This window comes from Acetobacter tropicalis (genome assembly GCF_001580915.1).
GTDB lineage: Bacteria > Pseudomonadota > Alphaproteobacteria > Acetobacterales > Acetobacteraceae > Acetobacter > Acetobacter tropicalis.
In genome coordinates, this window is the sequence record NZ_LHZQ01000172.1 from 1 (window position 1) to 19,548 (window position 19,548).

Here is a 19,548-nt window from a genome sequence, read left to right on the forward strand (position 1 = left end):
CTCCCGAGATACAGTCAACTTGAGCGATTTCTCAACGAAATCAGTCACGTCGGCCATAATCTGTGTGGTTTCTTCTTTTGTGCCGATTACACCGATCAGGAAGTCGTCTGCGTATCGCACATAGTGCAATCGCTTGAACTCCGGATCATGCATATCCACACTTGGAAGGGTTCTCAGCTTTTTGCTCAGTTCTTCCATTTCGGCCAGGTAGATCACTGACTTTTCATGGGTTTCCCCATGCTGTCGGATGAACTCCCTGCGACGCCCGATCTGGTAGATGAGTGCCCTATACTCCTTGTTGGACTTTCTTCGCTTTCCCTTGTTGAAGGCGCGTATCTTCTCGTCCATGAACTTATCGAGTTCATGGAGATAAATATTTGCCAGAATTGGAGAGATTACGCCTCCTTGCGGTGTTCCCGTGTAGGTTGCGTTATACTTCCAATTCTCAAGGTAGCCCGCCTTGAGAAACAGTTCGATCAGCTTGATGAAAGCCTTATCGTCGATTTGGGCTTCCAGAATACTGATCAGTTTCTCATGGTCGATGCTGTCGAAGTATCCCTTGATGTCAACTTCGCATATCCATTTCGTTCCCTTCCAGCTATCGACGATTTCCCGTAGTGCGGTATGGCATGACCGACTCGGCCGAAAACCATGTGAGCGATCTGTGAAGATCGGCTCATAAATGATTTCCAGTAGAGTGCGGGCAACCTCCTGCACCAGTTTGTCGTTTCCAGTTGGTATGCCCAAAGGGCGTTTCTTCCCGTTGGGATTTTTAGGGTCCTTCAGGATATACATCCTACGGACAGGTTTAGGACGATAGCTGCCGTCTCTTATGGAAGCCATAAGGTCTTGCAGTCGTCCCATGCCAAAACCGTCCAGCGTATCGTTATCTACACCTCGGGTCAGAGCCCCTCGGTTCGATTGAATACGTGCGTAGGCCGTCAGCCACAAATCCTCATGATTCCTCATAATTTTGTGCAGCTTCTTGACCTTTGCGCCTGAGCGGACTGCTCCACTGACGCCTTCCAAAGCTCTGCTGGTTCGATCGGACAGCACTGACTGCCCTCCCTTCATTATCAGAAAGCGTTACTACAAACTGCTCTCCTTCCCCCCTACCTCGCCGGGTTTCACAGCCATTGCTGCCTGCTTATACCGTCGTTTCAGGCCGGATTGGATACCGGCTGCAAGGTCCGTTACAACCTCACCTTGGGTACTATGAAAGCTCCGTCACCATATTGGTCAGCAGGCTGACCAACTTAGGCGATCCCGTATTTCCAACCACTCAAGTCGTCGCATTTAGGTTCCGCATTCAATCCTTGACCACCCTCGCCGGGCAGGTGTCGGAGACATCAGGTGAGACGGTGTACTAAAATCTCCGTCTCAATCTCCGAGGAGGCGTCTCAACAGTCCTACGCCACCAACATTCCGGGTTCACTCAGATCTACGATTCAACCAATCCAGGCTTAACCTTGTGCGACTTGCAATGACGCCCGCTTGCTCGACTGCTTTGCCGCGCTGCGCCTTTTCCTGACATGCTACTTTCCCCCTCCGGCTTTCGCCGGTTACAGCCTGTTGCCAGACAGAGGTAGGTCAGGCTTGCAATGGACATCCTGATAGTCCATACTCACGATTGCGCGTAAGTGCTTGAAATGGTTAGCAAAACGGCGCACTTAGAACGGAATTTCGTCATCCAGATCGTTATTGCTGCTGGGGGCATCCCAACCGCCAGAGGAGCTACCGCCACGAGACGGCGTATTCTGGCGCGGAGCGGAAGAGCCGCCGCCAAAATCACCACCGCCACCATATCCGCCGCTGCTGCCACCGTAGCTGCTACCGGCGCCGCCAAAGCCGCCACCGGCATCATCACTATCATTGCTGGAACGGCTATCCAGCAGAACCAGTTCCCCACGGAACCGTTCCACAATCACTTCGGTCGTGTAGCGTTCCTGCCCGGACTGATCTGTCCATTTCCGGGTTTGCAACGCACCTTCCAGATAAACCTTGCGGCCTTTGCGCAGAAAGCGTTCCGCCACATCAGCCAGCCGTTCATTGAAGATCACCACACGGTGCCATTCCGTGCGTTCACGGCGCTCGCCAGACTGACGGTCGTTCCACGTGTCACTGGTGGCCAGTGTCAGGGAAACAATTTTCATGCCGCTCTGGCTGGTGCGCACTTCCGGGTCCTTACCCAGATTGCCGACCAGAATAACCTTATTGACACTGCCAGCCATCAGAGACCCCGTTTCGCTGTACCATTTAAAAAGAATGTCACGCCCGTGTAGCGCACTCCGCTACGGCTATAAAGTCCGTGAAGCCGTTTGGCTGCTCTTTCTGCCCATGAATGTGAGAAGCTTCTTGCTGTCAGAATACCGTCTGCCGCCTGCTACATCCCCCTTTTTCGTTTCGGGTATTCTCCGTCAGATTTTCTGCACGCGCCGTATAAATCTGCCTCGGATGCCCACACGGGTTTCCTGCGGACAGGCACGATAAGAAATGACGAAGAGGAGATCAGAACCGAAAAAGGAAGGAGAATGACAGCCTTACCCCTCTATCCGCCACACCGATATCCGCGCTGCGCCATGCTTGCGTTCGGCCAACAGGGCGCCAGAAAAAACAGGAAGAGGGTCATCCGTCTCAGGCACGGAGACACCCTGTTGTTCAATGTCCAGCAGGGGCAACGGTTCCTGTGCGGAGGTTTCAATAACGGCAATGGCGTGTGGGGCAATCCATCCCTGTGCCTTTAGCGCTGCAAGCGTGCGGGCCGGGAGGTTTTGGCGGTAAGGAGGGTCCAGAAACAGCAGGGAGCACGGTATCGCCGCACGTGGAGGGGAGGTGACATCCTTTGCAAAAACCTTGCATCGGTCCTGCCAGCCGCACCCGGCAATATTGGCACGCAGCGCTGCTAAAGCGGCCCGATCAGTTTCAAAAAAAGTGGCCTGTGCCGCCCCGCGAGAGAGCGCTTCCAGTGCCAGCGCCCCAGTGCCTGCAAACGCATCCAGCACATGGGCATTGTCCAGAAGGCGCGAGCCCCCCCACGGCGCATGGAGCAGCATGTCAAACAACGCTTGCCGCACGCGGTCCGCTGTGGGGCGGGTGGTTGTGCCCTGTGGGGCGGCCAGCACGCGGCCTTTGCGGGCTCCAGCAATAATGCGCATGTCTAGCGCGTTGGGCGGGGCTTGGAGGCAGAGGTGCGGGAACCGCTTTTCTCTGGCCCTTTGGGCATTTGTTCACGCAGAATCTTGCCTGGCACTTCTTCCAGTTCTCCGCGTTTGAGCGTGCCAAGCTGGAAGGGGCCGTAGCTGGTGCGGATCAGGCGGCTGACATGCAGGTTAAGGCCCGCCATCACTTTACGGATTTCACGATTCTTGCCTTCGCGGAGGGAAACCGTAAGCCACGCATTGTCGCCCTTGCGGGAATCCAGCCCCGCATCAATGGGGCCGTAGCGCACACCTTCAAACACGCTGCCTTCCGCTAACGCCGCAAGACGTGCTTCATCCACCACGCCAAACACCCGCACACGGTAGCGGCGAATCCACCCATTGGAAGGTAGTTCCAGCCGACGTGCCAGTTCACCATCATTGGTCAGCAGCAGCAGGCCTTCACTGTTCAGATCCAGTCGGCCGACGCTGATAACGCGGGGCATCCCTTCCGGCAGAGAGGCAAAAACCGTGGGGCGGCCTTCCGGGTCTTTATGCGTGGTTACCAGCCCGTCGGGCTTGTGGTAGCGCCATAGCCGGGTGCGGTCAGGGGAGGAAACAGCCTTGCCATCTACCTGCACCAGATCCTGCTCGGTCACAAACGTGGCGGGATGGGTCACGGGTTGGCCATTCAGGCGCACCCGTCCTTCCTCAATCATCCGTTCCGCATCGCGCCTGCTGGCTACACCTGTGCGGCCCAGCCATTTGGCAATGCGTTCTCCACGCGGTTCCTGCGTCACTCTGTTTCTCCTGCCGCCTGAATAAAGGCGTTAAAAATCTTCCGGTCGCCCGGGTCTATGCCAAATTCGGGGTGCCATTGCACCCCTAGGCAAAATCGTTGGGTGGGGTCTTCTATGCCTTCAATCAGCCCATCTTCTGCCATGGCGTTCACAACGGCCCGGCCGGGCGTGCGCACGGCCTGATGATGGGAGGAATTGACCGCCATATGGCTGGTGGTGGCAATCTGCGCCAGCAGCGTGTGGGGCGTAATGTTTACGGCATGGCTGGCTTCATCACGGGGGTTGGGTTGCTCATGCGGCAGGGCATCCGGGAAGGAGGCTGGGATATGCTGGATCAGCGTGCCCCCAAGGGCCACGGCCATAAGCTGCATGCCCCCGCAAATGCCAAGCACAGGGGTGTTCTGATGCAGTGCTGCTGCCAGATAAGCCGTTTCCGCCTGCGTACGGCGGGGGCGCAGGGTGATGGTCTCATGGCAGGTGGTGTCACCATACAGGGTGGGATCAATGTCAAACGCCCCGCCCGTAATCAGCAGTCCGTCAATATGGGGAAGATACTCCCCCGCCAGTTGCGGGAAGAGCGGCAAGGCCACAGGCAACCCGCCCGCTGTAGAGACAGCGGACATGTAATTCTCCCGCAGGGCATACCACGGAAATCTGGAATAACGGTCTGTGCCGCCTGCTTCATGATCAAGCGTAATGCCAATAACAGGACGGCGTGCGGTCATTTATCCGGGTTCTTAAGCAGAAAGCGCAATGGTCAGGTGTCTTCACTGCCATAGTGGCAGCAGTTTTGCACGCGCTATATCTGCCCGTTACCGGAACGGCTTTGCATTAAGTGCAAAAGCGGCGTTAGCCCGGTAGGAAAGACGTATGATGAATAGTGCGGGCCGGGGCCGGAGAGGGCTCATTAACCGTACGGTCCACAACAGAGAGACCAAGGCCGATAGCCGCAGCGGCCAGGATGAGAGACAGGCTATGCATTGTACTAATCCTTTCCCGCAAAATCAGGCTGGTGAAGGCCTGATAAAAAACAAAGCAACCCGCGATCTGTTACAGAACAGATCATGGCATCTATAAGGCATGATGACAGCAAAGGTTGCAGAGATGCAAGAAAAAACCGTGCCTTAATTTGGACCAGATAGGCTTTGGTTCAGAACAGTGTGTGACGATTGACACATTTTGTAAGGCCGGTGTGAAACACACCGTAAGGACACGCCCACACGGCTGGCAACAGGGGGAAGGCACATGGAAAACGGGATGGAGGTTGCCCTCCAGCAGGCCCGGGAGGCAGGGCTACGCGGAGAGGTGCCCGTGGGCGCCGTGCTGCTCGGCCCGGATGGCGCCGTACTGGCGCAGAATGGCAACCGGGTGGAGGAATGGTGTGATCCCTCCGCCCATGCGGAAATGCTGGTCATGCGCGAAGCGGTAAGGCTGCGGCAGGGTAAGAGGCTGGCGGATTGTACGCTGGTGGTTACCCTTGAGCCGTGCCCCATGTGTGCGGCGGCCATTACGCATTTTCGCGTAGGGCGGGTGCTGTTCGGTGCTTATGACCCTAAAGGGGGAGGCATGGAACATGGCCCCCGGGTGCCTTATCGCCCGGAAAGCCTGCACAAGCCGGAGGTGATTGGGGGGGTGCGGGAACGGGAAGCAGGTGCGCTGCTTAAAACATTTTTCCAGATACTACGCGCCACCACCGTGCCGGCGGATTCCTGACCCGGGGCTCTTTTGTTTTTGGGGGCAAGGAACCATCTTATCCTTACAAGCGTCTGGTATTAGGCAAAAAAGGCCGGTTAAGATGCGGGAACAGGGTGGCCCAATGCCGCGCCCGGGTGGGGCAGCGCCCTGCCTGACAATGCAAGGAACAGTCGGAAACGTGATGTCGGAAAAATCTGTGTCAAAATTTTTCGGGCGGTCTCGCCGCAAGACACTTCTGGCCCTGCTGGCCGGAGCAAGCCTGATGGTGGATGTGGGCGCAGGGCCTCTGGCGGTAATGGGGTATAATGCTGCCCACGCACAGGATGCCGGGGCCATCAAACCCAGTGCTCAGGGCCAGAAAATTCCAGATTTCGTTAATCTGGTGAAGCAGGTCAAACCTGCCGTGGTTTCCATTACATCCATGCTCAAGGCGGATTCGGTGGAAGATGAAAACGGTGGCATGGGTGGCGGTATGGGCGGCATGCCCTTTCCTTTTCCTTTCCCGTTCCAGATGGCGCCTCAGCACTCCCGCCAACTGGTAGAAGCGCGTGGGTCAGGCTTTGTCATTTCTGCTGATGGCTATGTGGTGACCAACAACCATGTAGTGAAAGGGGCCACCAAGGTTACTGTCACGCTTGATGACGGCACCACCCTTCCGGCCAAGATTATCGGGCGGGACGGAAAGACCGATCTGGCACTCTTGAAAGTGACATCCTCCCAAAAGCTGCCTTTTATTGAACTGGGTGAATCGGATGATGTGCAGCCCGGTGAATGGGTTGTAGCGGTCGGCAATCCGTATGGTCTGGGTGGCACTGTTACCGCCGGGATTGTCTCGGCCCGTGGTCGTGACATCAATGAAGGCCCGTATGACAACTTCATCCAGATTGATGCGCCCATCAATCGTGGGAACTCCGGTGGCCCGCTGTTCACGCAGGATGGTAAGGTTGTCGGCGTCAATACGGCTATTCTCTCTCCTTCAGGGGGCGGGTCCATCGGGATCGGATTTGCCATTCCGTCCGATACGGTGCGGAGCGTGACAGACCAGTTGCGGAAAACTGGCCATGTAGTGCGTGGCTATCTGGGCGTGAACGCGCAGGTGATCTCCCCCGCCATGGCCAAGGCGCTCAATCTGCCTTCTTCTAGCGCGGGTGCCGCTCCTGCCGGAGCACTGGTTGCCAGCGTAACGCCTGATAGCCCGGCTGAAAAAGCTGGCTTGAAAGCGGAAGATGTCATTACTGATTTCAACGGCCAGAAAGTAACGTCCCCGCATGATCTGGCGGTGCGCGTTGCCTCTATTGCACCGGGTGCGGATGCCAAGATGGGTTACATCCGTGCTGGCAAACCGCAGACAGTCACCATCAAAATTGGCAATCTGGCCACGGCTGGCAATGATGGCGGTGTCAGTGGCGCTTCGGCTGCGGGTCCGCATCTGGGGGTCTCTCTGGCTCCGCTGAATGCTGATGTGCGCCGCCAGCTTGGGCTGGGTAATGACGTGCATGGCGTGGTGGTGAATGACATTCAGCCCGGCTCACCGGCAGATCAGGCCGGTATTCGCCCCGGAGACGTCATTCAGTCTGTAGGCGGGCAGGCTGTGGATGTGCCACGTGCTGCCGTTACGGCCGTAAGAGGGGCGCTGGCTGCCAAAAAGCCGGTGCTTCTGCGCATTCTGCGTGATGGGCAGTCTCTCTTTATCGCTATCTCTCCGGATGGAAGCTCCGGGGGAGACACTTCCGATAATGATGGTGATGACGACTGATAAATCCTTCCAGTAAGGATACCGGAAAAAGCGTCGGCCCTTCGGGGTTGGCGCTTTTTTTTATGGCTGTAGGGTCATGGGTGTTCTGGAAGGTCTGATGGGCATCTGTACAAGAACAGCAAAGAAATCCACTGTAAAATTTTGATTAAAAACGCTCCGGCAGGGTGAATTTTTCTGCACGTTCGGCTTAATGCGCGGTGTGCAATGACGTTGGGATAGGTTTTGAGTGTGCCTTTATGTCGATCCTTACGCCGCAGGGCGATGCGTATAGGGCTGGTTTTCTGAATAAGATCAGCTTCCCGGCCAGGGCTCTGGCAAAGGCCCGGAGGGTTCTTTACATACGCCGCATAGAACCCTTCGGCTTCAAGTCTCCGCAAAGTGGTGCTTTGTCTTTACTTACGCAAAAGTGTGCGGGCTGATGCGTGCTTTCCGGGTTTTCTGCCGTCGGGACGGATTGTTGTCATGAATTTTAGCTTCCCCTTTTCTCTGCGTTATTTTTATAGGTCGTTCATGGTGGGGGCGGTGGCAGCGGCTCTCTGCGCGTCGCAAGGGGGGGCATATGCTACAGGTGCCGCCAGTGTTGTTGTCGGGGCGGATGGGACGCTGAGCGTTCCGGAATCGTCTCCTTTACGGAAGCGGCTGGAAGTGACAGCGGTGCAGATGTCCGCTCCGCGCGATACTCTTTCCGTGCCCGGGTCCATTGTAGCTGAACCTTCGCGCGTGGTGCCTGTTCTGGCACCCGTCACGGGCCGCGTTGTTTCGGTTTCTATTGTGCCGGGGCAGCATGTGCGGCGGGGCCAGGATCTGTTGACTCTTTTGTCAGGGGACGTGGCGCAGGCCACCACGGATGAAGTCAAGGCGCGGGCCGGACTGGTACAGGCGCGAGCGGCGCTGACACGTGCGCAGGAGGTCCGGCAGGCGGGTGGTGCGGCCACAAAGGATGTAGAGGCGGCCCGCGCCCTTTTGCAGGAAGCTGAGGCAGAGGAACGGCGCGCGCAGGCCCGTGTCGCTTCCTTGACTGATCAGGTGGATGCAGACGGCAAGCTGGTCATGCGTGCGCCTATGAATGGTGTGGTTGCATCCGTTGCGGCGGCTCCGGGTATGAATGTCACGGATATCACAACGCCCCTGCTGCGGGTGGAAGATCTCTCTGAAGTCTGGGCGGTGGCGGATGTTGCCGAGGCGGATGTGGATGACATGCATGTGGGCCAATCCGTCTCCATCACGCTTCCGGGGCGGGAAGGCGTAGTGCTGCCAGGGCAGATTGCAACGGTGGAGCCGGATCTGCACCCTGAAACGCGCCGCCTGCGCGCCATGATCCCGGTGCCCAACCCGGATGAAGACCTCAAACCCAATATGTTCGCCACGGTGGCCATTCAGTTAAGGCAGCCTCCCGGCCTGATGGTGCCGCAATCGGCCCTGCTGATGAACAATGACCGGGTGACCGTGTTTGTGGAGGTCGCGCCATGGACTTTTCAGCGGCGTGTTGTGACGATCTCCTATGATGAAGGTGAAGATACGGAGGTGCTCTCCGGCCTGAAGGTAGGGGAACGGATTGTGACCCGCGGCGGGGTCCTGCTGAACGATGATTGAGCGGATTATCGCAGCCTGCCTGCGGGAGAGACGGATTGTTTTTGTGGCCATGGCCATTCTTGCCCTGTGGGGTGGGTGGGCGTGGAAAGACCTGCCTGTAGAGGCTTATCCTGATCTGGGCGCGGTCTCGGTTCAGGTGACCACGCAGAGCTCCGGCTTGGCGGCGGAAGAGGTGGAACAGCAGATCACCATCCCCCTTGAACGCCAACTGGCTGCCACACCGGGCCTTGCCAGCAGCCGGTCCAGCAGCACATTCGGATTATCCCTCATCAACCTGATTTTTCGGGATGGGGTGAATGTGTATGCCGCCCGCCAGCGGGTGACGGAGCAACTGGCGCAGGTCACTCTGCCGCCAGGGGTCACGGCCAGTCTCGGCCCTGTTAGCAGTCCATCGGGTGAAATTTTCCGCTACACGCTGGAATCAGACCGGCAGAACCTGATGCAGCTTTCCGAGATTCAGCGCTGGATTGTGGTTCCGGCGCTGACCAAGGTTCAGGGTGTGGCGGCCATCAACAATTTTGGCGGCTTTACGCGGGAATACCAGCTCCTGCTCGATCCTGCGGCGTTGTACCGTTATGGCATCGGGGTGAATGATGTTCTGGATGCCATTCGCAACAGCAGTGTGAATGCGGGCGGCGGCCGCGTGGCGCGTGGGGAGCAGTCCTATATTGTGCGCGGTGTGGGCATGATCCACACGCTGGAGGATATGGGTGATATTCCGGTTGCCCAGCATGATGGTGTGCCGGTTTTTCTGCGCGAACTGGGCCGTATGCAACTGGGGCATCAGGTGCGGGAAGGGATTCTGGGCAAGGATTCCAACCCGGACACCATTGAAGGCATTGTCACCATGGTGACAGGCGAGAATGCCTCCCACGTTCTTCAGCTTCTTCATGCACGTGTTGCGGCCCTGCAAAAGCAGCTTGAGCCACAGGGCGTGCGGATTGTCCCCTATCTGGACCGCGATAATCTGGTTCACGCCACCACGGAAAAAGTGACCCATACCGTTATGGAAGGTGTGGGGCTGGTCTTTGTCATTCTCATTCTGTTTCTGGGCAGCCCGCGAAGCGCCATTGTGGCGGCCATCACCATTCCGCTGGCCTTGGCCACGGTGTTTGTCATCATGAGTCTGCTGGGCATGCCGGCCAATCTGTTCTCACTGGGGGCGATTGATTTCGGCGTGATTGTGGATGGCGCGATTGTGGTGACGGAATCCATTCTGCGTATGCGTGAAGCCCGGCCTGACCATACCATGACGCTGGATGACGTGGAGGGCATGACCCGGCACGTTGGCCGCGCCATCGTATTTTCCACACTGGTGATCATTGTGGCGTATAGTCCATTGTTCGCCTTTGTGGGGGCGGAGGGACGGTTGTTCCGGCCCATGGCCTATACGGTCAGCTTCGCTCTGCTGGGGGCATTGCTCAGCGCCATTGTGCTCACGCCGTCTCTGGCGTTTCTGGCCATGCGCAAGCCCCACAAGATCTTTCATAACAAGCCGCTTGAAAAGCTCCACACGCTCTATCATCAGGGGCTGGACCACGCCATGCGTCGCCCGCGACTGGCCTATCTGGGTGCGGTTGTCGCGTTTATTCTGGTGCTGGTGCTCGGCGCCCATACCGGGCGGGAGTTCCTGCCCGATATGGATGAAGGCGCTTTGTGGCTTCAGGTACAGTTACCCTCCGGCCTTTCTCTGGAAAAAGCAGGCGCCATGGCGGATGAAGTGCGCAAGGCTATCCGCTCGTTCCCGGAAACATCCTACGCCGTCACGCAGCTTGGCCGGAATGATTCCGGCACAGACCCATGGACTCCCTCCCACATTGAAGTGCCCGTTGGCCTGAAGCCTTATGACACATGGCCGCATGGGGAGAACAAGGCACAGTTTATCGTCAAGTTACGCAATCGGCTGAACCAGATTCCCGGCATTACCTTCGGCATCAGTCAGCCTATTGCCGATGGTATGAATGATCAGGTGGGTGGTGCCCATTCTGCTCTGGTGCTGCGTGTTTACGGGAACGATGCGCGGGAACTGCGGCATATTGGCAGTCAGATTGTATCTGTGCTGAAGAGCGTGCCCGGCACAACCGAAGCCTCCATTTTTCAGGAACCGGAAATTCCGCAGCTCAATATTGTGGCCAATCGTCGGGCCGCAGCGCGCTATGGCATCTCCGTTGCGGATATCATGGCTGTGGTGGGCAATGCTGTGGGGGATGCACCCATCAGCCAGATCTATATTGCAGACCGCACCTATAACATGACCATTCGTGTGCCGCCTGCCAGCGTCAGTAATCTGCGCCAGCTTGGTCACCTTCCGCTCACCGCTGCCAACGGGGCGCAGATCCCGCTGGAAATGGTGGCGGATATCAGCCTGAAAACAGGCGAAGGCACCATCTCGCACGAGATGACGGAGCGCCAGATCACCCTGCGCGTGGATAACGGCAAACGCCCGTTGTCTGAGTATCTGGCGGATGCACAGAAGCGCATTGCCAGCGAGGTCCATTTCAATCCGGCTCTTTATCGGCTGGAATGGGCAGGCGAGTTTGAGCAACAGCAGCGCGCGCAGGCCCGGCTGAGCGTGGCGTTGGCCATCATGCTCGCCATTATGCTGGTGCTGCTGTTTGGTGAATTCCGTAAACTCCGTCAGGCTGTTCTGGTGCTGGCGGTGGTGCCACTGGCCCTGCTGGGTGGCCTTGTTGCACTACAGGTGCGCGGTGAAACGCTGAACGTGGCGACGGCAGTTGGTTTTATCGCCTTGTTCGGGGTGGCGGTGCAGAACGGCATCATCATGGTCTCCAACATTAATCGGCACCGGGCAGATGGGGTGCCGTTGCGGGATGCTGTGCTGGAAGGTGCAGGGGAGCGTTTTCGCCCTGTGTTGATGACGGCAACAGTCGCCAGCATGGGCATGCTGCCAGCCGCTCTTGCCACGGGCATTGGCACGGACGTGCAGCGTGGATTGGCCACGGTGGTGGTCGGGGGGCTTGGCATTGCCACCATTCTGACCCTCTTTATCCTGCCAACCTTCTATTACGAGATGGAAGCATGGTGCGAGCGGCGAGCCGCGGCACGGGGACCGGTAGAATCGTGAAACGGATACTTCTGACAAGCTGCATTCTTACCGGCTTGGGGCTGGGTGGTTGCGCCGTGGGGCCAGATTTCAAAAAACCGGCAGCCCCTGCCGCCAGCCGTTACGGCCAGGCAGGCCAGCCCGACAGAACACAGGCGGTTACCGGAAAGGCGGAGCAGGCGGCGGCTGGCCTGCAAGGTGGAGCACAGGCGCTTCATCCGGGGCAGGATATTCCGGCCCAATGGTGGACGCTGTTCCATTCTCCGGCGCTGGATCAACTGGTGCGCAAGGCGATTGACAACAATCCCTCGCTGGAGGCCGCACGGGATGCACTGGCTGCTGCGCAGGAAAACAGGCTGGCGCAACAGAGTGCGCTTTACCCCTCCATTTCTGGCAGTTTCAACCCGACCCGCAACAAGACATCCCGCACGTACTCACCAGTGCCCAACAGCAACCAGTGGCTCTACACGGTGCATACGGCCCAGTTGAATATTTCCTATGTGCCGGATCTGTGGGGTGGCGTGCGGCGTGGGGTGGAAGCCGCCAAGGCCCTGCGTGATGCCCAGCGTGACCAGTTACGCGCGGTGTATCTGACTCTCACCTCCTCGGTGGTGCAGGCGGCCATTGATTACGCCACCCTGAAAACGCAACTGGAGACAACGCAGTCCCTTGTTGCGTTACAGCGGAACCTGCTGGAGTCGGCCCGCAAGCAGGAAAAAGCTGGCGAGTTCTCGCAGAATGATGTGGCGTTGCAGCGCACGGCGCTGGCCCAGAATGAAGCGACTCTGGCCCCCCTGCAAAAGCAGTTGGAACAGCAGAAGCATCTGATCGCTTCTCTTGTTGGCGATTCTCCGGATGCGCTTCAGCCCGAATTTTCGCTCAATGATCTGACCCTTCCGGCTGATCTGCCGGTCAGTCTGCCAGCAAGGCTGGTGGAGCAGCGGCCCGATATCCGCACGGCACAGGCCAACTGGCATGCCGCCTGTGCTCAGGTGGGCGTGGCGGTAGCCAACCGGCTGCCCAACATTCAGCTTGGGGCAACACCCGGTTTTGCTGCGGCTTCCATCGCACAGATGGCTGCACCCGGTTATGGTCAGTGGGAAGTCATGGCCATGGTGACGCAACCTTTGTTTGATGGCGGTTTGCTTCGGCATCAGGAACATGCCGCGCGTGCGGCGTATGATCAGGCTGCGGCTGACTATCGCACCACATTGATTACGGCGTTGCAGGATGTAGCGGATTCGCTCACCGCTATCCGGACAGACGCCACGGCTTTAGCGGACAATGCGGAAGCCGCAACGGCGGCTGGGGACAGCCTGCGTATCGCTTTGGCGCAGTATCGGTATGGCGCCATCAGTCAGGTGGTTATGCTGACAACCCAGCAGGCCCACCTGCAAACGGAACTGGCGCTGGCTCAGGCGCGGGCAGATCGGCTTTCCGATACAGTGGCGCTGTTTCAGTCTCTGGGGGGCGGATGGTGGAACAGCACTGAGTCAGATGCGCCGCATCACCCCTCCTGGCATCCGGACAAGGGGCTAAGCGTTCTCCTGCCCTGAGGCGAGACCTCGTAATCTGGAAGGGGATAACACACGGATTCCGTGGTGGTCCGTACCTGTAATAATATGATCGCGCCGAAGAGCGCTGATGGTGCGGCTGACGGTTTCAATGGTCAGGCCCAGATAATCGGCAATATCCACCCGCGTCATGGGAAGAGAGACGCGGTTTTCTTCTCCCGTTGTCTGGCAGGGGCGGTGGATCATGCGGGCGAGCAGAAAGCTGGCCACCCGTTCCCGCGCGGTCTTGCGGCCCAGTAGCAGCATCTGCTCCTGCGCTTCAGCCAACTCGTCTGTCACTTCTGCCAGCAGACGCCGTTCAAACTGGGGGTAATCGGCCAGCAATGTTTCCAGTTGCGGGCGCATAAAACGGCAGACCTGTACAGTGTCCACCGTTTCCGCCCCAAAGGAGTAGGTGCCTGCATTGGTCAGCCCCAGAAAATGGCCAACGTCAGCAAAGCCTGTAATCTGTCTCCGCCCATCGGGCAGGGATTTGAACAGCTTTACGGTGCCAGCCGTCACGTTGAAAAAGGCTGTGGCAGCAGAGCCTTCTTCTATCAACGTCGTGTTGGGGGGGAGGGAAAGCTGTTTGGAGGATTGGGCGAGAACAACCAGATCTTCATCATCAATCGCCCGGCAGACGCTCTGATCGCGAATTTCGCATACCAGACATCTGTGCATGTCTTCTCCGCCGTTAATGACTAGCCTTCGGCGCATCGAGGCGGGCGAAGTCCGAGGTTGTGGGGCAGAAGACATCACGCACTATCCGGTAGAATCAGCCTTCCAGAACGCTAAGTTACCGGAAAACTTCATTAAAAAAGCTATGTTATTAATACTATGTGATTTTTGATATAAATCAAAGACAAGCATTCACCGAGTCTCTCGTTCACACCCGCCCCGGTTGTATATCTGGGTTGTGTAAAATGCTGTGGTTTTCAGAACACACCCCCTGCCGCATTCTGTTGAATGCTTGATCTAAATCAAGGCTGCACACTGCTGTGCGTGATTTCTCCGCTTCAGATATCACAGCGCAGTTAGAAGAGTATCAAACGATGGTGAAGCTTCGTTCCTTATTGACCGCCATGGTGGCCGGGGTGGCCGCTCTTTCTGGCACAGCCAAGGCGCAGACCACCCAGGTGGCTCCGGCCCCCGCTACGTCCAATGCTGCTTATGTTAACGCTCCGGTGCTGAGCCACATCCCGTCAGCACCGCGTCCTTACAGCGGCCATTGCGGCATTTTTGAAACCTGCGCCAGCACCAAGATCGGTCTGGGCAAGGGCGATTTCATGATCCGCCTTTCCGGCGTGGGCGTTCTGCCGCAGGATCGTGACAGCAACGTAAGTCTGCATGCTGGTGGCGCAACCATTCCCCTGCGCAACACCCACCTGTCCACCACCAATCAGGCAATGCCTGAACTGACGCTGGAATACTTCCTGACGGACAACGTGTCTGTTGACCTGATCGCCACCAGCACCCGTCATGAAGTGGCTGCACTGGGTAGCGATGTCCCGTCTCTGGGTGGTCCGCGCAAGCTGGACGTCGGGAGCGCCTGGGTGCTGCCGCCGACGCTGACCTTCGCCTGGCATTTCCGTCCGCACAAGCGCTTCAACCCGTATGTGGGTGTGGGTGCCACGGCCATGTGGTTCCACAACATGAAGGGCAACGCTGGCAGCCCGCTGGGTCTGACCAAGCTGAACGCTGGCTTCACTGGTGGTCCGTCTGTCAACGCCGGGTTTGACTATCAGCTGGTTGGCAACTGGTTCTTCAATGCAGACGTCAAACAGATGTTTGTCCGTATGCATGCCTGGGTTCAGAACCCGGCAGAAACGCTGCGTGTCCGTGCCCATGAATCTCTGGACCCGACCGTCGTTTCCGCTGGTATCGCTTACCGGTTCTAATGGCATGAGCGCGGCATCTTCTTCAGATCTGGTTCACCGTTACGGCGGGAACCTGCCGCGCTATACCAGCTACCCGACTGCCGCCAGTTTTTCTGAGGCAGTCGGCCCCGCGCAAGCTGAAAGCTGGCTGCGTGCCCTTCCGGCTCAGCAGCCGGTTTCTCTCTATTTCCATGTTCCTTTCTGTGATGAGCTGTGCCGTTTTTGTGGGTGCAACACATCCGTCATGCGGCATGAAGACGGGCGTCTGGCCTACGGCGATCTTCTGCGGGAAGAATTACGCCGTGTTGTTGCCCTGGTTGGAACGCGGCGTAGTGTAAAGCATGTGCAGTTTGGCGGCGGTACGCCTTCCACACTCCCTGCATCGGCTTTGCGGCAGATCATGCGGTCTGTGCGGTCCATGTTCCAGATTGAGCCTGATGCTGAACTGTCCATGGAGCTTGATCCACGGCATGTGCCCGTAGGTTATCCAGCTCTTCTGGGTGATCTGGGCTTCACGCGGATCAGCCTCGGTGTGCAGGATCTGAACCCTCAGGTGCAGGATGCCTGTGGCCGCCATCAGTCTTTTGAACAGACAGAAGCCTGCGTTACCGCTGTACGGAATGCAGGGGTGTCTGGCGTCAATATTGATCTGATCTATGGCCTGCCATACCAGACAGAAGAAAGTGTCGCAGAAACCGCGCGCAGGATTGCGTCTTTGCGTCCGGATCGTCTGGCCGTGTTCGGATACGCTCATGTGCCCTGGAAACAGAAACGTCAGCGGCTGATCCCTGAAGAGTCTCTTCCCAAGCCATCCGAACGTCTTGCCCAGCGGGCCCGTATGGATACCGTGTTACGGGCAGAGGGCTATCTGCCGGTCGGTCTGGATCATTACGCGCTGCCTCAGGATGCGCTGGTGCAGGCCGCATCAACAGGCACGCTTCGCCGTAATTTTCAGGGTTATACGACCGATTCGTGCGATGTTCTGCTGGGTATGGGGGCCTCTGCCATTTCCATGCTGCCGGATGGGTACGTGCAGAATATTACCGCAGTCGCGTCTTATGCACGGGCTATGGCGGATCATGACGGTCTGCCCGTCGCGCGGGGTGTGGAGCGCACGGCAGATGATCGGCTACGAGGCAGCCTGATAGAACGGCTGATGTGCGATATGGGCGTTGATCTGGAACAGATGGAAGCCCAGCTTGATGTCTTCTCGCCGGAGCTAGGTGCGCTTGAGCCGTTGATTCAGGATGGATTGGTAACGGTAGAAGGCCCCAAAATCACAGTGACAGAAAAAGGACGGCCTTTTTTGCGTCATGTGGCGGCCGTGTTTGATGCCCACCGGAAAACCTTGTCTCAGGCGCCTTCTGGCGGAGCGTCCCAGCCGCGTTTTGCGGGCGCGCTCTGAACCTCATTCACAGCTCTGCGTATAAGCATGAGTTGATCGTGTCGCTGTTTTGGCGCATGGAAAGAGGCTGTCCACCCCACATGCAAAGCAGATTTGCTATCAGGGAGTGGCACCCGTACCGTAACTGAAGGACAGGGCAGATGCATTCTGACGCCCAGGTTTTAGGGGCCGGCACCGCTTCCGCGTTTGTAAAAATGCTGGCGGGAACCCGTCCCGCGCCATACCCCTACCCGCACTGGATGATGGATTCTGTCCTGACGCCAGAGGCGTGTGATGCGCTTGTTGAGTGGGACCCCGGCGCACAGGCGCGTGCTGGGGATGTTGGAGGGCGTCGTGAAACGCGTAACAAGGCGCGGGTGTTTGTAGACAAAGCCAAGCGTGCGCAGGATGCGCGTCTTGATCGTATGGCTCATGTGCTGAACAGCGCGGAAGTGCGTCAGGCTTTTGCAGATTATTGCGGGGCCCAACTGGATGGTGCGGCCCTGCGCTTGGAACTGTGCCTGGATACGGATGGGTTCTGGCTGGAGCCGCATACGGATATCGGGGCCAAAAAACTGACCCTCCTGATCTCACTTTCTCAGGATGACAATGCGGAGGACTGGGGCACGGACCTCATGACACCGGAAGGTCAGTCCGTTGCCCGGGCATCCGGTGCGTTCAATTCCGGCGTGTTGTTTATTCCGTCAGATAAAACGTGGCACGGCTTTGTAAAACGGCCCATCAGCGGCACCCGCCGCACCCTTATTGTCAATTTTGTCGATCAGAGTTGGCGTGCGGTGCATGAACTGGCATTTGGCCCGGTTGCTGCGCACGTCTGACGTTTGACAGTCATCCCTTTTTCAAGCTGGCCCACCATGACTGGTGGGCTGTTTTTTGCAATTCCGGCCTAGATCGGCTTTAGGAGGCCCCGCGCAAGCGTTCCGGGGAGAGGACAAGAATGAGCGAAACAGTGCGTGAGTCGATGGAGTTTGATGTCGTCATTGTTGGCGGTGGTCCGGCAGGGTTGGCTGCGGCCATTCGTCTGCGTCAGCTCTCGCCTGAAACCAGCGTTTGCCTGATTGAAAAAGGCAGCGAGATTGGGGCCCATATTGTCTCTGGCGCGGTGATCGAACCCCGTGCGCTCGCTGAACTGCTGCCAGACTGGAAAGAGCGCGGCGCACCGCTGAACACAGCCGTTACCGCCGAGGAAATGCTGTATCTGACAGAAACCGGCAGCGTGCGCGTGCCTTTTCTGGACAAGCTGATGCCGCACATGGCCAACTACGGCAATTACATTGTCAGTCTGGGGGAAGTGTGCCGCTGGCTGGCAACGCAGGCGGAAGAACTGGGTGTGGAAATCTACCCCGGTTTTGCGGGTGCGGAAGTTCTGATTGAAAACAATCGTGTGGCCGGTGTGGCAACGGGCGACATGGGCATCACGCGCGAAGGGGAACACGGCCCCAACTACCAGCCCGGTATGGAACTGCGTGGCCGTTATACCCTGTTTGCCGAGGGATGCCGTGGGTCTCTGACCAAACAGGTCATGGCTCATTATGACCTGCGCAAAGGGGTAGACCCACAAACCTATGGTCTGGGCATCAAGGAAGTGTGGGAAATCCCGGCCGAGAAGCATCGTCCCGGTCTGGTGCAGCATAGCTTTGGCTGGCCCCTGGATGATCAGACCTATGGTGGCGCATGGCTCTACCATTTTGGCGAAAATCTAGTGTCTTACGGCTTTGTGGTCGGGCTAGATTATCCCAACACATGGCTTTCCCCGTTCGAGGAAATGCAGCGCCTCAAGCTGCATCCAGCATTCCGCAAACATCTGGAAGGGGGACGCCGCGTCAGCTATGGCGCGCGCGCGCTTTCAGAGGGTGGTTTGCAGGCTGTCCCCCGTCTGACTTTCCCCGGCGGTGCTCTGATCGGGGATTCCGCCGGGTTCCTGAACGTGCCTAAAATCAAGGGCACGCATACGGCCATGAAGTCCGGCATGCTGGCGGCAGAAGCGGTGGTGGAAGCGCTGGCAAGCAACCGGCCCGAACCAGCTTCCTTCACGCAGCGGGTGAAAGACTCCTGGTTGTGGGAAGAACTGCGCACGGCGCGGAATATCCGTCCGGCCTTTGCCCGTTTCGGCATGAAGAAAGGGGCCATCTACGCCGGTATTGATGCCATGTTGCTGAAAGGCCGCGCTCCCTGGACGCTGCATTTCAAGCATCAGGATAACGAGGTGCTCAAACCGGCGTCTCTGTGTGAAAAGCCAGCCTACCCCAAGCCGGATGGCCAGTTGACGTTTGATCGGCTCTCATCCGTTTTTCTCTCTGCCACCAACCATGAAGAAGACCAGCCGGTTCATCTGCGGGTGAAGAATCTGTCTCTGTGGAAAACGGTTAACTGGGATGTGTTCCGCGCACCAGAAAGCCGCTACTGCCCCGCAGGTGTGTATGAAGTGGTGGATGAAGCGACGGACCCACGTCTGCAAATCAACGCGCAGAACTGCGTGCATTGCAAAACCTGCGATATCAAGGACCCCGCCCAGAACATAGACTGGGCCGTGCCGGAAGGCGGTGGCGGACCTAATTATCCTGCCGGTATGTGATTTTTGGTCAAAATACTGTATGGCAGCGTCTGAAAGATCCTGCATCTGCAAGCGAAAGAAGCCATGAAGATTGTAGTACCTGTCAAACGGGTT

The 19,548-nt window shown here is 57.8% G+C and carries 16 protein-coding genes; 9 read left to right on the forward strand and 7 right to left on the reverse strand.

Annotation, left to right across the window (positions count from 1 at the left end; translation table 11 throughout):
• The 6 genes from AD944_RS03765 to AD944_RS17550 all read right to left on the reverse strand — a co-directional run.
• Positions 1-1,056, reverse strand: a 1,056-nt coding sequence (locus AD944_RS03765) for a reverse transcriptase/maturase family protein (RefSeq protein ID WP_211263325.1), incomplete at its 3' end; no start/stop codon positions are given.
• A 614-nt stretch (positions 1,057-1,670) separates the two neighbouring features.
• The gene (gene ssb, locus AD944_RS03770; RefSeq protein ID WP_045541494.1) at positions 1,671-2,231 is read right to left on the reverse strand and encodes a single-stranded DNA-binding protein; all 561 of its coding nucleotides are present in this window, start codon (positions 2,229-2,231) and stop codon (positions 1,671-1,673) included.
• A gap of 309 nt (positions 2,232-2,540) precedes the next feature.
• Positions 2,541-3,155: a 16S rRNA (guanine(966)-N(2))-methyltransferase RsmD gene (gene rsmD, locus AD944_RS03775; RefSeq protein WP_035382628.1), complete on the reverse strand. Its 615-nt coding sequence runs from the start codon at positions 3,153-3,155 to the stop codon at positions 2,541-2,543.
• A 2-nt stretch (positions 3,156-3,157) separates the two neighbouring features.
• Positions 3,158-3,937 carry a pseudouridine synthase gene (locus tag AD944_RS03780; protein WP_006558633.1) on the reverse strand — a complete coding sequence of 260 codons (780 nt, stop codon included), beginning with the start codon at positions 3,935-3,937 and terminating at the stop codon, positions 3,158-3,160.
• On the reverse strand, positions 3,934-4,662 hold the full coding sequence (locus AD944_RS03785; protein WP_006558634.1) for a gamma-glutamyl-gamma-aminobutyrate hydrolase family protein: 729 nt from the start codon (positions 4,660-4,662) through the stop codon (positions 3,934-3,936). Before AD944_RS03785 ends, AD944_RS03780 begins: the two co-directional genes overlap by 4 nt.
• A 124-nt stretch (positions 4,663-4,786) precedes the next feature.
• Positions 4,787-4,918: a hypothetical protein gene (locus AD944_RS17550; protein ID WP_254906903.1), complete on the reverse strand. Its 132-nt coding sequence runs from the start codon at positions 4,916-4,918 to the stop codon at positions 4,787-4,789.
• 264 nt (positions 4,919-5,182) lie between these two features.
• On the opposite strand from AD944_RS17550, the gene AD944_RS03790 reads away from it, so the two are divergent.
• The 5 genes from AD944_RS03790 to AD944_RS03815 all read left to right on the forward strand — a co-directional run bounded on the left by AD944_RS03790 (position 5,183) and on the right by AD944_RS03815 (position 13,601).
• A complete protein-coding gene (locus tag AD944_RS03790) occupies positions 5,183-5,650 on the forward strand; it encodes a nucleoside deaminase (RefSeq protein ID WP_045541495.1) in 468 nt (155 codons plus the stop codon).
• Positions 5,651-5,927: 277 nt separating this feature from the next.
• Positions 5,928-7,388 (forward strand): trypsin-like peptidase domain-containing protein, encoded by a 1,461-nt coding sequence (locus AD944_RS03795; RefSeq protein ID WP_373317140.1) that lies wholly within the window; start codon positions 5,928-5,930, stop codon positions 7,386-7,388.
• Positions 7,389-7,850: 462 nt separating this feature from the next.
• On the forward strand, positions 7,851-8,981 hold the full coding sequence (locus tag AD944_RS03805; protein ID WP_045541503.1) for an efflux RND transporter periplasmic adaptor subunit: 1,131 nt from the start codon (positions 7,851-7,853) through the stop codon (positions 8,979-8,981).
• Positions 8,974-12,066, forward strand: coding sequence for an efflux RND transporter permease subunit (locus tag AD944_RS03810; RefSeq protein WP_045541497.1), 3,093 nt, complete (start codon positions 8,974-8,976; stop codon positions 12,064-12,066). Before AD944_RS03805 ends, AD944_RS03810 begins: the two co-directional genes overlap by 8 nt.
• Positions 12,063-13,601 (forward strand): efflux transporter outer membrane subunit, encoded by a 1,539-nt coding sequence (locus AD944_RS03815; RefSeq protein WP_045541504.1) that lies wholly within the window; start codon positions 12,063-12,065, stop codon positions 13,599-13,601. The genes AD944_RS03810 and AD944_RS03815 overlap by 4 nt, the downstream gene beginning before the upstream one ends.
• On the opposite strand, the gene AD944_RS03820 is transcribed toward AD944_RS03815, so the two are convergent.
• A complete protein-coding gene (locus AD944_RS03820) occupies positions 13,581-14,354 on the reverse strand; it encodes a Crp/Fnr family transcriptional regulator (protein WP_045541498.1) in 774 nt (257 codons plus the stop codon). The genes AD944_RS03815 and AD944_RS03820 overlap by 21 nt on opposite strands.
• Before the next feature lie 296 nt (positions 14,355-14,650).
• Between AD944_RS03820 and AD944_RS03825 the strand changes: the two genes are divergently transcribed.
• From AD944_RS03825 to AD944_RS03840, 4 genes are all read left to right on the forward strand, one after another.
• Positions 14,651-15,496 (forward strand): OmpW/AlkL family protein, encoded by an 846-nt coding sequence (locus AD944_RS03825; protein WP_035382689.1) that lies wholly within the window; start codon positions 14,651-14,653, stop codon positions 15,494-15,496.
• Positions 15,497-15,500: 4 nt separating this feature from the next.
• Entirely contained in the window at positions 15,501-16,880 is a 1,380-nt protein-coding gene (hemN, locus tag AD944_RS03830; RefSeq protein ID WP_045541499.1) for an oxygen-independent coproporphyrinogen III oxidase, read from the forward strand.
• 140 nt (positions 16,881-17,020) lie between these two features.
• Positions 17,021-17,698, forward strand: coding sequence for a 2OG-Fe(II) oxygenase (locus AD944_RS03835; protein WP_045541500.1), 678 nt, complete (start codon positions 17,021-17,023; stop codon positions 17,696-17,698).
• Positions 17,699-17,817: 119 nt separating this feature from the next.
• Positions 17,818-19,455, forward strand: a complete 1,638-nt coding sequence (locus tag AD944_RS03840) for an electron transfer flavoprotein-ubiquinone oxidoreductase (protein ID WP_045541501.1) — start codon at positions 17,818-17,820, stop codon at positions 19,453-19,455.
• The last annotated feature ends 93 nt before the right edge of the window (positions 19,456-19,548 follow it).

What these genes read in the sequence shown, in the direction of transcription:
- ssb (WP_045541494.1), bottom strand. Translation starts at nt 2,231, where the DNA reads ATGGCTGGCAGTGTCAATAAGGTTATTCTGGTCGGCAATCTGGGTAAG.
- rsmD (WP_035382628.1), bottom strand. Translation starts at nt 3,155, where the DNA reads ATGCGCATTATTGCTGGAGCCCGCAAAGGCCGCGTGCTGGCCGCCCCA.
- AD944_RS03785 (WP_006558634.1), bottom strand. Translation starts at nt 4,662, where the DNA reads ATGACCGCACGCCGTCCTGTTATTGGCATTACGCTTGATCATGAAGCA.
- AD944_RS17550 (WP_254906903.1), bottom strand. Translation starts at nt 4,918, where the DNA reads ATGCATAGCCTGTCTCTCATCCTGGCCGCTGCGGCTATCGGCCTTGGT.
- AD944_RS03790 (WP_045541495.1), top strand. Translation starts at nt 5,183, where the DNA reads ATGGAAAACGGGATGGAGGTTGCCCTCCAGCAGGCCCGGGAGGCAGGG.
- AD944_RS03795 (WP_373317140.1), top strand. Translation starts at nt 5,928, where the DNA reads ATGGGGTATAATGCTGCCCACGCACAGGATGCCGGGGCCATCAAACCC.
- AD944_RS03805 (WP_045541503.1), top strand. Translation starts at nt 7,851, where the DNA reads ATGAATTTTAGCTTCCCCTTTTCTCTGCGTTATTTTTATAGGTCGTTC.
- AD944_RS03810 (WP_045541497.1), top strand. Translation starts at nt 8,974, where the DNA reads ATGATTGAGCGGATTATCGCAGCCTGCCTGCGGGAGAGACGGATTGTT.
- AD944_RS03820 (WP_045541498.1), bottom strand. Translation starts at nt 14,354, where the DNA reads ATGTCTTCTGCCCCACAACCTCGGACTTCGCCCGCCTCGATGCGCCGA.
- AD944_RS03825 (WP_035382689.1), top strand. Translation starts at nt 14,651, where the DNA reads ATGGTGAAGCTTCGTTCCTTATTGACCGCCATGGTGGCCGGGGTGGCC.
- hemN (WP_045541499.1), top strand. Translation starts at nt 15,501, where the DNA reads ATGAGCGCGGCATCTTCTTCAGATCTGGTTCACCGTTACGGCGGGAAC.
- AD944_RS03835 (WP_045541500.1), top strand. Translation starts at nt 17,021, where the DNA reads ATGCATTCTGACGCCCAGGTTTTAGGGGCCGGCACCGCTTCCGCGTTT.
- AD944_RS03840 (WP_045541501.1), top strand. Translation starts at nt 17,818, where the DNA reads ATGAGCGAAACAGTGCGTGAGTCGATGGAGTTTGATGTCGTCATTGTT.